The sequence below is a fragment of the Marinomonas rhodophyticola genome (assembly GCF_026113935.1).
GTDB lineage: Bacteria > Pseudomonadota > Gammaproteobacteria > Pseudomonadales > Marinomonadaceae > Marinomonas > Marinomonas rhodophyticola.
Map to the genome: position 1 here is coordinate 302,296 of NZ_JAPEUL010000012.1, position 14,197 is coordinate 316,492.

At 42.6% G+C, this 14,197-nt stretch carries 9 protein-coding genes and 3 pseudogenes; 6 read left to right on the top strand and 6 right to left on the bottom strand.

Annotated features, from left to right (window positions below; genetic code table 11):
• Window positions 1–68 precede the first annotated feature (68 nt).
• The 3 genes and pseudogenes from asd to ONZ52_RS23635 all read left to right on the top strand — a co-directional run bounded on the left by asd (window position 69) and on the right by ONZ52_RS23635 (window position 2,747).
• A pseudogene (asd, locus tag ONZ52_RS23625) lies at window positions 69–1,188 on the top strand (aspartate-semialdehyde dehydrogenase).
• Window positions 1,189–1,351: 163 nt separating this feature from the next.
• Window positions 1,352–1,848: pseudogene (locus ONZ52_RS23630) on the top strand (YoaK family protein).
• A gap of 572 nt (window positions 1,849–2,420) precedes the next feature.
• Window positions 2,421–2,747 carry an HPF/RaiA family ribosome-associated protein gene (locus ONZ52_RS23635; protein ID WP_265221014.1) on the top strand — a complete coding sequence of 109 codons (327 nt, stop codon included), beginning with the start codon at window positions 2,421–2,423 and terminating at the stop codon, window positions 2,745–2,747.
• A 218-nt stretch (window positions 2,748–2,965) separates the two neighbouring features.
• Here the strand turns inward: ONZ52_RS23635 and ONZ52_RS23640 are convergent, their stop codons facing one another.
• Both ONZ52_RS23640 and ONZ52_RS23645 read right to left on the bottom strand, forming a co-directional pair.
• Complete coding sequence (locus ONZ52_RS23640; RefSeq protein ID WP_265221015.1) at window positions 2,966–5,767, bottom strand: bifunctional aconitate hydratase 2/2-methylisocitrate dehydratase; 2,802 nt, start codon at window positions 5,765–5,767, stop codon at window positions 2,966–2,968.
• Window positions 5,768–6,157: 390 nt separating this feature from the next.
• Entirely contained in the window at window positions 6,158–7,912 is a 1,755-nt protein-coding gene (locus ONZ52_RS23645) for a formylglycine-generating enzyme family protein (RefSeq protein WP_265221016.1), read from the bottom strand.
• 88 nt (window positions 7,913–8,000) lie between these two features.
• Between ONZ52_RS23645 and ONZ52_RS23650 the strand changes: the two genes are divergently transcribed.
• Both ONZ52_RS23650 and ONZ52_RS23655 read left to right on the top strand, forming a co-directional pair.
• Window positions 8,001–8,612: a MiaE family protein gene (locus tag ONZ52_RS23650; RefSeq protein WP_265221017.1), complete on the top strand. Its 612-nt coding sequence runs from the start codon at window positions 8,001–8,003 to the stop codon at window positions 8,610–8,612.
• 133 nt (window positions 8,613–8,745) lie between these two features.
• On the top strand, window positions 8,746–9,060 hold the full coding sequence (locus tag ONZ52_RS23655; protein ID WP_265221018.1) for a hypothetical protein: 315 nt from the start codon (window positions 8,746–8,748) through the stop codon (window positions 9,058–9,060).
• Between the two features lie 135 nt (window positions 9,061–9,195).
• Here the strand turns inward: ONZ52_RS23655 and ONZ52_RS23660 are convergent, their stop codons facing one another.
• The 4 genes from ONZ52_RS23660 to queC form a co-directional block, all read right to left on the bottom strand.
• Window positions 9,196–9,975, bottom strand: a complete 780-nt coding sequence (locus ONZ52_RS23660; RefSeq protein ID WP_265221019.1) for a UDP-2,3-diacylglucosamine diphosphatase — start codon at window positions 9,973–9,975, stop codon at window positions 9,196–9,198.
• Entirely contained in the window at window positions 9,975–10,478 is a 504-nt protein-coding gene (locus ONZ52_RS23665; protein ID WP_111607821.1) for a peptidylprolyl isomerase, read from the bottom strand. Before ONZ52_RS23665 ends, ONZ52_RS23660 begins: the two co-directional genes overlap by 1 nt.
• A 40-nt stretch (window positions 10,479–10,518) precedes the next feature.
• A complete protein-coding gene (gene queE / locus ONZ52_RS23670) occupies window positions 10,519–11,169 on the bottom strand; it encodes a 7-carboxy-7-deazaguanine synthase (protein ID WP_265221020.1) in 651 nt (216 codons plus the stop codon).
• A gap of 159 nt (window positions 11,170–11,328) precedes the next feature.
• On the bottom strand, window positions 11,329–11,988 hold the full coding sequence (queC, locus tag ONZ52_RS23675; protein WP_265221021.1) for a 7-cyano-7-deazaguanine synthase QueC: 660 nt from the start codon (window positions 11,986–11,988) through the stop codon (window positions 11,329–11,331).
• Between the two features lie 532 nt (window positions 11,989–12,520).
• Between queC and ONZ52_RS23680 the strand changes: the two are divergent.
• Window positions 12,521–14,197, top strand: a pseudogene (locus ONZ52_RS23680) (glutamine--tRNA ligase/YqeY domain fusion protein).

Consider the following 14,197-nt stretch of genomic DNA (forward strand, 5'->3'; position numbering starts at 1 on the left):
ATATTGGGCATTCATTAGGGATACTGCTCTTGGTATGAGCGGCCCCACAAAAAAAGGTAACGTTAACCATGTCAAAACACACTGTAGGTTTAGTCGGATGGCGCGGAATGGTTGGTTCCGTGTTGATGCAACGTATGATGGAAGAAAAAGACTTTGATCATATTGATCCGGTTTTTTTCACTACGTCACAAACGGGGCAAAAAGGTCCAGAAATTGGTAAAGATATTCCATTGCTTCAAGATGCGAATGATATTGAATCGTTGAAAAAAATGGACATTATTATTACCTGTCAAGGCGGGGATTATACCAAGGCTATTTACCCTCAGTTGCGTAATGCGGGTTGGAAGGGGTACTGGATTGATGCCGCGTCTTCTTTGCGTATGGAAAAAGACGCTATTATCGTGCTTGATCCTGTTAACTTAAATGTAATCAAGCAAGGTTTGTCTAACGGCGTAAAAACCTTTGTAGGTGGTAATTGCACCGTGAGTTTGATGCTGTTGGCGCTGGGTGGTCTATTTGAAAAAGGCCATATCGAGTGGATGACGTCGATGACTTATCAGGCTGCCTCTGGTGGTGGTGCACGCCACATGCGTGAGTTGATCAATCAAATGGGCATGCTGCAGAATTCTGTTGCAGCAGAGCTTGCCGATCCTGCCAGCGCTATTTTAGAGATCGACCGTAAAGTTGCTGAGCAAATGCGCTCGAATACTATGCCTGTTGATCAGTTTGGCGTGCCGTTAGCGGGTTCGTTGATTCCATATATCGATTCTCAGCTCGATAATGGTCAAAGCCGTGAAGAGTGGAAAGCACAGGCTGAAGCGAATAAGATCCTAGGCAATACTGGCGCAATTATTCCTGTAGATGGCTTGTGCGTTCGTATCGGTGCGATGCGTTGTCACAGCCAAGCCTTCACTATCAAGTTGAACAAAGACATCCCTGTTGCGGATATCGAAGGTATCTTGGCACAACATAACGATTGGGTCAGTGTGGTGCCTAACGATAAGCAAGCAACGATGGAGCGTTTAACGCCAACAGCCGCCACGGGAACATTGAATATTCCGGTTGGCCGTATTCGTAAATTGAATATGGGGCCTGAGTATATCAGCGCTTTCTCTGTTGGTGATCGGAGTTGTTATGGGGGCGGCTGGTTCTTTACGTCGTATGCTACGAATTTTGCTCAATGACTAGCTTTATTGAGTAGGCTTGCTAATAAAAAGCGTCAGTCGTTTGTGACTGGCGCTTTTTTTTGCTTGCTAGGTAGCTCATGGCGTGTTGTTATGAAGAATGAAATGCATCGCTTAAAAGAAGAGCGGTATAAATAGATTTTTAGTACAACATTTTAGGAGGCGCAGTGTTGTCTCGATTGCCTAAATGGGTTGAGTATGGCGCGTTTTTGCTTGCGCTTGTTGCAGGTAGTGTTAACGCGGTTGCACTACTGGGCTTTCATCATCAAGCGGTGTCTCATTTATCAGGCACGGCGACACTCATTGGGAGTGTTTTGTTCAGTCAATCGTCAGATGCTTTGTTGCATTTAATCGGGATTCTACTCAGCTTTGTTATAGGGTCGGCGATTTCAGGTTATATGTTGACAGGTAGATCATTAAAGCTCGGGCGATTCTATGATGTCTTGCTAGTGTTGGAGGCTCTATTTTTATTGATCGCGATGTATTTATTGTTAAATAATCATACATCGGGGCATTATCTAGCCTCGGCGGCCTGTGGCCTACAAATGCGCTAGCGACTACTTACAGCGGCGCCATCGTACGAACCACCCATCTCACTGGTATTTTTACTGATTTAGGTATTATGTTAGGAGAGGCTTTACAAGGTAGTTCTAGATCGACGTAAAGCATGTTTATTTATTATTATTGTACTAGGCTTTATCTGTGGCGAGCTTTAGGGTCATGGTTGTTCTTGGCACTTAGTTTTTGGGCTTTATCCATACCGGCGCTTGTCTGCTTTGTGCTCGCTGTTCTGTATCGCTTTGTGGCAACCGCTTCTTAGAGTGAGGCGCAGAAATTTTTCACATTTGGTGATATCGATATGTAGATTTATCGTCTATGGTTAATGAAATGGATGGTTAATGGTGTGTATGATAAGTGTCTTTAAAATATAGTGTATTGAAAAATTTGCTAGATTTTTAGAGTTATGATATTGATGTGTAAAGTGTTTTGAGTAGGAGGGTAGTGGTTTTTGTAAATGCTTGGCTTTGTTCATGATCTTGAGCAAGTATTTACATTATCGGTATTGAAATTAAGTGAATTCATCCATAGATTATAGAAAGGGCACAGAGGAGAGCAGAAAGTAAGTTAATAAAAAACCTGATTACAACAGAAGGAAATTCTCCATGTATACATTGAATATCAGCGGTCACCACTGTCCAATCTGGTGAAGAAGTTCAAGAAGTAGTAAAAGAAAAAATGGATCACTTGTCACGTATTAATAATCATATTACGACGATTAATGTGACCTTAAATACAGAGAAGCATGGGACTCATGAATTAATAGTAGAAGCCAGTGTGCATATTCCTGGTCATGATCTTTTTGCAATGGTTCAAACGGAAAAACAGCTTAAACCTGCCCTTGATATGTTGGTCAGTAAGTTAGAGAAACAGTTGATTAAGCATAAGGCGAAGCCTAAGAATGCTGGTCGACAACACCACATTAACGCTAAGGATGTTGAAAGTCCTATCGAGCGCCAGTTACAGGCTGAATTTGATGAGCTTGTTGAGCGTGAAGTGATTTAGTTAACCTAACCTTATAGGATAAAGCCTCGCTTATAGCGGGGCTTTTTGTGCCTGCTTAAAAAATAGTGTGAAAAAATTCATCACTCTTTTTACAGTTATGTTTTCCTACCATAAGCTGGAAAATAAGAAAGGATAGGCGAAATGAAATTCAGTGCAAAAAAAGCGACGCCCGGTAAGGCATCGCTTTTTTATGTTACACATTATTTAATTGGTAATAATTAAATATTAGTAGCAGGGATAAACTCAACTGGAGCCATTGTCATTGCATCTAATGGTGGTGCGAAGTCTGTTAGGTGTATGCCATCAACCGCTGCTTTGTACTCTTCCAATGTTGGGAAACGTCCCAATATTGTAGAAAGCACAACAACTGGAGTTGAACCTAACAGTGACTCACCTTTCTTCTCGTTCGAGTCTGCTACAACACGACCTTGGAACAATCGAGTCGAAGTTGCAATAACCGTATCACCAGGCTCGGCTTTCTCTTGGTTACCCATGCATAAGTTACAACCAGGGCGCTCCAAGTAAAGGATGTTTTCGTACTTAGTACGTGCTTGACCTTTAGGATTGCTGTCGTCAAATTCGAAACCAGCGTATTTCTTAAGGATTTCCCAATCGCCTTCCGCTTTTAATTCATCAACGATGTTATAAGTTGGTGGTGCAACAACCAATGGCGCTTTGAATGTTACGCTGCCATTTTGTTTTTCGATGTTGCGTAACATTTGAGCGATGATTTGCATGTCACCTTTGTGAACCATGCAAGAGCCAACGAAGCCTAAATCAACCGGTTTATCTTTGTAGAAAGACACTTGGCGAATGACGTCATGTGTATAGCGCTTAGAAACATCATCGTTATTGACATCTGGATCGGCAATCATCGGTTCGATGATCTCGTCAAGATCAACAATAACTTCAGCATAGTATTTAGCGTTATTGTCTGGTACAAGAGCAGGCTGTTCGCCTGACTTGATGCCTGCAATGCGCTTATTAGCAAGATCGATTAGGTGATGAAGTGTTTTGGCTTCATTTTCCATGCCTTTGTCTATCATGATCTGGATGCGTTTTTTAGCCAGTTCTAAAGATTGGATTAGTGTGTCGTCTTTAGAAATACAGATAGAAGCTTTCGCTTTCATCTCGGCAGTCCAGTCAGTAAAGGTGAAGGCTTGGTCAGCCATCAATGTACCAATGTGAACTTCAATGACGCGGCCTTGGAAGACGTTTTCACCGCCAAACTGTTTAAGCATTTGAGCTTGCGTAGCATGGACGATGTCACGGAAGTCCATGTAGCTCTTCATTTTGCCCTTAAAAGTTACCTTGACGGATTCTGGGATTGGCATAGTGGCTTCACCTGTTGCCAGAGCCAACGCAACGGTTCCTGAGTCAGCGCCAAATGCAACGCCTTTAGACATACGAGTATGAGAGTCGCCACCAATGATAATCGCTGTATCATCAACAGTAATGTCGTTCAACACTTTGTGTATAACGTCTGTCATTGGAGGGTAGACGCCTTTGGGATCACGACCAGTGATTAATCCAAATTTGTGCATGAAAGACATCAGTTTAGGAATGTTGGCTTGTGCTTTTGAATCCCAAACAGATGCAGTGTGACAGCCTGATTGGTAGGCACCATCAACACTTGGAGAAATAACGGTAGCCGCCATAGACTCCAATTCTTGAGCCGTCATTAAGCCTGTTGTGTCCTGTGAGCCGACGATGTTTACTTTAACGCGAACATCTGAGCCGGCGTGAAGAGCTTTCTTCGATTTTACGCCTACTGCGTTTTTATTGAAGATTTTCTCAACGGCTGTCATGCCTTGATTGTCTTTAGAGATCTCTTTTGCTGGAGCGTAAACGGTTGGTGCTGTGATGCCCAAAGTTTCTGCCGCAAAGGTTTGAAGTTTCTTGCCGAATACCACAGCGTAGGAGCTGCCGGCTTTCATGAACTCAACTTGCTGAGGTGTAAAAGCGGAAGAAATATCCACTAACATTTTATCGCCGTTGTACAGTTTCTTTTCTTTGGTATTAATCGTTAATACTGTGCCTGTTTCAACAGAATAAGCTTGCTCAAGAACGACATCACCATTAGCGTCAAGTACAGGCTTGCCATTGGCATCCAGTTTTTTCACCCAGTTTTTAAGATCTAGACCAATACCACCTGTCACACCTACCGTTGTCATGAAGATAGGAGAAATGCCGTTTGTACCAGCGACGATAGGGGCAAAGTTTACAAATGGAATGTAAGGACTTGCTTGTTGGCCCGCCCAAAGTGCAACGTTGTTCACACCAGACATACGTGACGAACCAACGCCCATTGTGCCTTTTTCAGCGATAAGCATAACTTTCGCATTTGGGTGTTTAACTTGCAATGCTTTGATTTCTTGCTGAGCTTGTGGGGAGATCATGCATTTGCCATGAAGTTCACGGTCTGAGCGAGAGTGTGCTTGGTTGCCTGGAGAAAGCAAATCTGTAGAAATATCACCTTCCGCTGCGATGTAGGTTACTACTTCGATTTTTTCACTTATATCAGGAAGCTTGGTGAAGAACTCAGCTTTGGCGTAGCTTTCTAGAATGTCTTTGGCAATGGTATTACCCGCTTTGTAAGCGGATGCAATGCGTTCCATGTCAGCTTCGTATAGGAATACTTGTGTTTTCAACACGTCAGCAGCAGGTGCTGCGATAGCCAAATCATCGGATAATGCAAGATCAATTAAGACTTTAACAGAAGGGCCGCCTTTCATATGAGAAAGTAGCTCTAGAGCAAATTCTGGGGTGATTTCTTTTACGCTGGATTCGCCTAAAATGATTTCTTTTAAGAACTGGGCTTTAACAACTGCAGCGCTTGTGGTGCCTGGTAAGGTGTTATAAATGAAAAAAGAAAGAGATTCTTTACGGTGCTCGTGTTTTTCATCTTTGATTTGAGCAATGATTTCAGCAACCAAGTTGCCGTCATCAATGGGTTTAGGATGCAACCCTTGGCCTTTACGATTCTCTATTTCTTGTAAGTACTCTAAATATAAGCTCATTTGCACCTCTGAATAATAATTTACGATAACGTTATGTGCTAATAATGGAATGTAGGTTCACACTGTTTGTCTAATAGTGTGTCTAACTTTCCTGTGTCATTCCTTTGCTTAGCTTTTTCTATACAGATCGTTATTGGCATCAAGGGTTAGATACAATAATGTATCTAAAACAGGTCTTTCGAAATGCCTACAATATGTGTTTAGCATATTGAGTCCCTTGGGCTTTCATTTTCGACTTTACCGGTCGCAATGTTAGAAAACGTGGTTTGATTTAACAAATCAAACCAATCACTATCTTTACCATTTATTGTTGCACTTATTTTATATAAAAAAAGAACTAAAGGCTTACTCTAGGCCATAACAATTTCGAATAGGTGACATTTAGCGGAATTATTCTGATTTAGGCATGTCATCATGTTGCTGAATAATACGTACGACTCTAAAACCCCAATTACTGGCTTTTAATGTTGGCTCAGCTCGATATCGAGTGGCACTTCTACCTACTCTTGGAATGTCAAACCAAGATCCACCGCGCAAAACCCGACTGTCGCACTGGTCAGATAACCACACTTGATTTTTACTGGGCGCACCTTCATAGGAGTCGTGATAACAATCTTCTACCCATTCAGCAACGTTGCCATGCATATCAAATAAGCCGAGTGGATTACTTGCCTGACTGCCAACGGGGGCTGTAGAAACGCCATCCCATTGACTCCCGCAACTGTCACAAACACTGTAACCTGGTTTGACGCTGTTGCCATACCAAAAAGCAGTACTGGAATCAGCACGCGCAGAATATTCCCATTCTATTTCTGTCGGGAGGCGATATTCTTCGTTGGTTTGTTCAGACAGCCAAGCAGTATAGGCTTTAGCATCGTACCAACTCACGTTAATGACCGGACGTTGGCCGCGCCCCCATCCATTGTCTGGTGGTAAGTCACGTCCTGTTGCTTTGGCAAATCGATCATATTGATCAAAGGTCACTTCATGTTTACTGATAAAAAAACCATTGGGAATGTCAACTTCATGGACCGGCTTTTCATTATCGTCACCTATTCTATTTTGATCCCCCATCATAAATGTGGCCGGCGGGATTTTTTCTATCTTAGGAGCTGTACCGCCAGAGATGAGTGGCTCTTCTAGTGTTTGTGGTAGTGCTTCAAATGGTGTGCGCACTTCTACTTTTGGTTCAGGTGTTGGCGCATTCACCGTTTCTTCTTGCCGAGGCTCTGGCCATAAAACGACTGCAGCAATGATTCCTGAAGTCAGTGATGCTCCAGCGATAATCATCGTTTTCGAAGACGTATTGCGAATATAGCGCTTGATAGCGCGTTTTGTGTTTGAGCTGGCGTTAGCTTCGGGTTTGTAAAGGTTTGCCCGCAGCATCTGAATGACTTCGGTCAGAGATTTTGGTCTGTGGCGCTCGCTTTCGCGGCTCCATTTAAGAAGGCGGCTCCAAGTGGCATCACTTAAATTGGGGTGCGCATCAGGTAGATTGGTTGCAAAATCCTTATCAAGAATCGATTCTCCTAATAGTGCTGCCATTAACAGTTTCATAAAGGCAAAACTGTCGGAGATAGGGGCGCGTTTTTGTTCTTTTTTTGAGTATTCAGGTGGAAAAAGGCGCACATCCATTTCAGTTTCTTCAATACGCTTCATCCAATTGTAACAACCAAACCCTGTCATTACCCCCAAACCATTGACCACATGGATGGAATTTAAATCTAGATGCCCGTGAAAGAGTCCATTTTTATGAACCTGATCTAAAGCCTTCGCCATATTATCAAACAAGCCGATGACGACATTGAGTGGTGCCCCATCCGGGTATTTACCTAAAAAGCTGTATAAGTTCTCTCCACCACAGACAGCAGAGCATGAAAATACCCATAAATTAGAATAAAAAGGAGGGTAATTAGGGGTGATCGCAGGGTGTTTTACACTGGCGTATTTTCTTGCGTTCTGTAAAAAATCTTCAACCTTACCCTTTTTAGGTTGGAAGAAACGCAGTACAAAAGGTCGCCCACCTTGGTCGGCGACCCAAGTGGTTTTAGAGCTATCGACTGGGTAATTTAGAACGTAAGGGTCGAGTTCGACACCAACATGTTGTCCAATCTTTAGTTTTTGGGGGTCATAAAAATCATTCATTACGAATTTGATATCCAAATCAAGACGTTGCTGCCTAAGTGTTTAATACAGGGTATAATCACGTTTTTTAACACAAAAAGGTAGAGTAATGTTATCTGCATACCCAGAGCTTGTTGAATTTCTTCCATGCAAATCTCCTGAAGCATGGGTAAATTGGGCGATAGAGAATCAAACCTTGCTGTTAAATGATCACGCTCATTGTGAGAAAAAAGCCGCGTCAACGGCTATGAGTCTAATGTATCGCTATGTGGATCGCGATAACCTGTTGCATAAAATGTCCCGTTTAGCTCGGGAAGAGCTGTTGCATTTTGAGCAAGTGCACAAATTGATGCGCAAAAGAGGGATTGCTTATGAGCATCTAACCGCATCACGTTATGCGGATGGTATGCGTAAGCATATTAGAACTCATGAACCTGCACGCTTGGTTGATACGTTAATTATCGGTGCCTTTGTTGAAGCACGTTCTTGCGAACGCTTTGCTATATTGGCTCCTCACTTAGACGAAGAGTTGTCAAAGTTTTATATCTCCTTGCTTAAATCGGAAGCGCGTCATTTTGAAGACTATCTTGAACTTGCTCAGGAGTATGCCAACGAGGCAATTGATGATCGTGTTGCTTTTTTTAGAGAGTTGGAGCGCCAGTTAATTACGGAGCCTGATGTCGAATTTCGTGTGCACAGCGGGCCTCCAAGCGTTAATTAAGTTACAAATTTCCACAATCTATTTCTTCACTTAAATGGAGAGTTTTTAAGAGGCTGCTACACTAATATTTGAGGCCTTGTTGTCCACGCTGTGGACAACAGCCTCATGGTATTACTCGATACTCTGGAGAAATATGATGGGCCTACATAAGAGCGAAACCCTCCCAGATGTTACCTATTGGCTTGCCTTAGAGATTGCCAAAGTAGATCCTGTTGTTGATTTGGATGTGATGTATAAGGGGTCTTTAGAGCTGGACTTTTTATATCAACTGCTTACTTGCAAAGTGCAGCAGCATTGGTGGCAAACTTATGGCATTCAATTAAGCCCGGCCATTGTCAATAATGCCTTTTTTCGTGCAGTGGCCATGTTGCATAACCGGAACATAGAATTCAATCGATCTCGTAATTTAGAAGAGACGGTCTGGGTTCGGCAGCTGTTAAAGCGTTAAATCGGCGTCTTGGGTATAGCTGGATGTGGTGATGAGCATATTCAAAAGATATTTTTTGCTACGATATTCATTTAAAAGCGCCTCGGCGAACTTATTGACTGAGGCGCTTGATTTCTGTTATGACCTCATTCACGGCTATCTTGTGAGGGTTTCGCGGTGTATTTCTTTTAGTCCAATCAGTCCATGCTGTAGAAAATTCTCCACAGAAGTGCGATATTGGCGAAAAATGTTTCCTTCGATACTAGCGAGCCAAACAGCATTATCCCAGTCACCAAGTACACAGCGTAAGTAGTTGTCTGCTTGATGGGTTTCTGGACGATGGGTATGTCCATGAATAACCGTTTTGCAATGGTGGTGTTCCAAAGATGTTTTTACAGCGCTTTCCGTAACGTCCATGATGTCCATGGATTTTGCTGTCGCCATGGATTTACTATCATTGCGAAGCTGTGCTGCAAGCGCGATACGTTGCTCTAACGGCATGGCTAAAACATGTTCTTGCCAAGTTTTGGAGCGAACCGTTGTTCGAAAAGCTTGATACTCTGTATCTCCTAAACAATATTCGTCACCGTGGGTGAGAAGGACCGCGTTTCCGTTTATGGATAGCAGTGTTTGTTCATGCATAAAAGAGGCATTAACCCGAGATAACCATTCTTGACCAATGAGAAAATCTCTGTTGCCATGCAGAAAATACAGTTTAATGCCCGAATGCGTCAATTCAAGAAGCGCATTCTCTATTTGGGTGTTCCAATCGGCTTGGAAATCGTCACCGATCCAAGCTTCATAAAAATCACCTAGAATATACAGTTCTGCTTCTTCTTGGCGAGCAATCAGGTCTTTTGTCATTTGAACAAACGCCCGGATAAGATCCGGACGTTTGTCGCTCAAATGCAAATCTGAGATAAAATAACGAATCATTAGCCTTCGCTTTTTACCAATTCTGCACTTTCGATGATGACATCTTCAGCAGGCACATCTTGGTGACCTGATTTCATTGTCGTTTTTACTTCTTTGATTTTGTTAACGACATCCATACCGGCCGTTACCTTACCAAATACTGCGTATCCCCAACCGTCAGGTGTCTTGCTGCGATGGTTTAGGAAGCTATTGTCTGCCACGTTGATGAAAAACTGTGCAGAAGCAGAGTGAGGGTCCATGGTACGAGCCATTGCTAAAGTACCAATTTCATTCTTTAGGCCGTTGTCAGCTTCGTTCTCGATGGCCGTGCGGGACTCTTTTTGTGTCATGCCTGGCTCAAAACCGCCGCCTTGAATCATGAAGCCATTGATAACACGGTGAAAAATAACACCATTATAAAAGCCTGAAGTCACATAATCTTCAAAGTTTTTTGCCGATTTTGGCGCTTTTTCGTAATCCAGTTCAACGTGAATGTCACCGTGATTTGTGTGCAAAATAATCATTTAAGATTCCTTGTTTAATGAACAGTAAAGTTTCGTTTATCTAATCAATGTTGAGCATTTTATGTGTTTGTAAGCTAAGACGCCACCTTGGATGCGATAAACAATAGTGCAAAGTGGCTTGCTGGGTGTCAATGAGTGGAATTTGATCAGCTGTTAGGTGGCTTTGGTCCATTGGTTGCAGGTAAAAATGTGTAAAATCTAGGCTTTCAAATAAATCTGGTGAGATATGTGATTGCGGATAAACCAGCTTGAGTTCGTCACCTTTAGTTACCACTAAAGGTTTGGCTGTTTTTGGGCTTACACAAACCCAATCAATCCCTTGGGGTAATGCCATTGTGCCATTGGTTTCAATGGCGATGGTGTAGCCGTGACGTTTCATTTCAGAAATGAGTTCATCGTCGAGTTGAAGGGCGGGTTCACCGCCCGTAAAAACAACGTATTTATGTCCTTGGTTTTCAGGCCAAAGAGCATCGATATGGGAGCGTAATTGTTCGGCGGTGTTAAATTTTCCGCCATGCTGCCCGTCTGTACCAATAAAATCGGTGTCACAGAATTGACATTCGGATTTTGCGCGCGTTTTTTCAAGACCAGACCATAAGTTACAGCCGGTAAAACGACAAAATAGAGCAGGGCGTCCAGCGTGAGCGCCTTCGCCTTGTAATGAATAAAAGGCTTCTTTAATAGAATACATTTGGTTACACCTGTTACATCTCGAAAAACAGTCGAGGTAAGGGTTATAACTTTAGTTGAAAATTTAATGACTAAATTGGGCATTTGTGGAACAAAAACCAATTAGCACTAAAGCAAACACACTAAAATCAGAAATTAAGTTATTTGTACCGCTAAATGGTTAGATCTCGTAATCTAATGGATCTGTTTTACCTTGTTCAGCAAACGCTTCTAAACGTTCGTAGCAAGCGCCACATTTGCCACAAGATTTTTCACGTCCATTGTAACAGGTCCATGTATTGGCATAGTTAAGATTCATAGCCAATCCGGCTTTTAAAATCTCGCCTTTCGATGAATGCAAAAACGGTGTGACGATTTCCACCGATTGATAGTTGGCTATTTTAGATACCGCGTTCATGGCTTCCACAAATTCTGGACGGCAATCAGGATAGATATGATGATCGCCAGAGTGCGCACCGTAATAGACTTTGCCTGCTTCTAATGAAACGGCATAGGCAATTGCCATAGAAAGCAGAACCATATTGCGATTGGGTACGACAGTAGACTTCATGTTGTCGTCTTCGTAATGGCCTTCTGGAATCTCAGCATCGCTGGTCAAAGAAGAGTTTGCCATTAAGCTATTAATGGCAGTGATATCGACCACTTTATGGGAAATGCCCAATTCACGACAAACCTTTGTGGCCACGTCCAGTTCTTTGCTGTGCTTTTGCCCATAGTTAAAGGATAAAGCGTAAACATCCAATCCGTTTTGAATGGCCGTATTCAGAACAGTAAAAGAATCCATTCCTCCTGAATATACCACGACGGCTTTTTCAGACATGTTTGTGTCCTCGTAAAGGTCTTTTTGAATGAAAAAAGACCAGGTTAATAAAGCGTTGGAGTATAACAGAAGCGCGAGATACCAAACTAGGAAACTCTGCATAAGAAAGTATAAAGGGCTAGAGTAAAGATAAGGGCTTACAGTCAATTTCCATCTTTGTGTGCCGTCACCTATAATGCCACTCTTTCGGCTTTCTGTGTGTTGATTAGGTCGCTGTCTCCGTTTTGATGGCCATCATCACGCCGATGATTTTGATGCCGAATCAGCATATGGATTTTCGTTATCAAATCCTTGGTTGCTTGGTGCGTTAGCGGCTTTTATCGTGGGTATTTGGCGTCAGCAGCAATTGTTAACTATTCTAGTGGACGTTCTGGTTTTTTTCGTGGCGAAATACGGATTTTCATTATAAAAAAAACAGAAAAAGACCGAAAAGATTTTCTGCTCAATATCCTATGCAAACCTAAATACTATATACTTACCGATCAAAGTAACAATATTGTTAGACCAACACTTATCGGGACTTACATCAAACATGTCAGAAACGTCTAAACCAGGTAATTTCATTACCCAAATCATTGATAAAGATAACGAATCAGGTAAACATGGCGGTAAGGTTCTTACTCGCTTTCCACCTGAACCAAATGGCTACTTACACATTGGTCATGCGAAATCTATTTGCCTTAATTTCGGCTTAGCGCAGCGTTACAACGGTCAATGTAATCTACGTTTTGATGACACCAACCCTGAGAAGGAAAGTGTTGAATACATAGAGTCTATTAAACGTGATGTGGAATGGCTTGGTTTTCAATGGAGCGGCGAGCCTAAATTTGCCTCGGATTATTTCGACGAGTTATTTGATTTTGCGGTACAGCTCATTCAAGCAGGCAAAGCCTATGCTTGTGAGTTAAACGCAGAGCAGATGCGTGAATACCGTGGCACATTAAAGGAGCCTGGTAAAAACAGCCCATTCCGTGATCGTACCGTTGAAGAAAACATGGCTATCTTTATGGACATGAAAAACGGTAAGTATAAAGATGGCGAAGTGGTTCTGCGAGCCAAGATTGATATGGCGAGATCCCAAACATAAATATGCGTGATCCGATCATTTATCGCGTTCGTCATGTACACCATCACCAAACGGGTGATAAGTGGTGCGTGTACCCAATGTATGACTTTACGCATTGCTTGTCCGATGCATTGGAAAATATTACGCATTCTGTTTGTACGCTGGAATTCCAAGATCACCGACCATTATATGATTGGGTTCTAGAAACATTAAATACAGCGCATCCGCAGCAAATTGAATTCGCGCGTTTGAACTTAAACTACACAGTGACGAGTAAGCGTAAGCTTAAGCAACTAGTGGATGACAAACATGTTCATGGCTGGGACGACCCTCGTATGCCAACGATTTCTGGTCTGCGTCGTCGTGGTTACACGGCGTTGTCTATTCGAAATTTCTGTGAGCGTATTGGGGTGACCAAATCTGACGGTGTTGTGGATGTTGGTATGCTAGAACACGCCATTCGTGAAGATTTGGATGCAAGCGCAAATCGTGTCATGGTGGTGTTAAATCCAATTAAGGTGACCTTGACCAACTATCCGGCAGACAAAGAAGAAATCTTCACGGTTGGCAATCATCCAAAAAACGAAGAAGCGGGTACTCGTGAAGTGCCATTTAGTAAAGAGCTGTACATAGATGCGGCCGATTTTGCTGAAGTGCCACCTCGCAAATGGAAACGTTTGACACTGGATGGTGCGGTTCGCCTTCGTGGTGGCTACGTCATTATTTGTGATGAAGCAATTAAGAATGAAGCGGGTGAAGTGGTAGAGGCTCTTATGTCGCTACGATGAGAAAACACTTGGTGTAAATCCAGAAGACTACAAACCAAAAGGTGTTATTCATTGGGTGAGCGCTAAGCACGCTGTAGACGCGACCGTGAATCTTTATGATCGTTTGTTTGTCAATGAGGCGCCGGATGCCAATTATGAAGATAAAACCTTTTTGGACTTTATCAATCCAGATTCTTTGACTGTGCTAACCAATGCCAAAGTTGAGCCTTCATTGATGACGTCTGATAAAGGTCAGAGCTTCCAGTTCGAGCGTGAAGGGTATTTCTGCCGAGATTTAAAAGAAGACGGTTTAGTATTTAACCGTACGGTAACATTGCGTGACTCTTGGGCAAAGATCGAAGCAAAAGGAAATTAA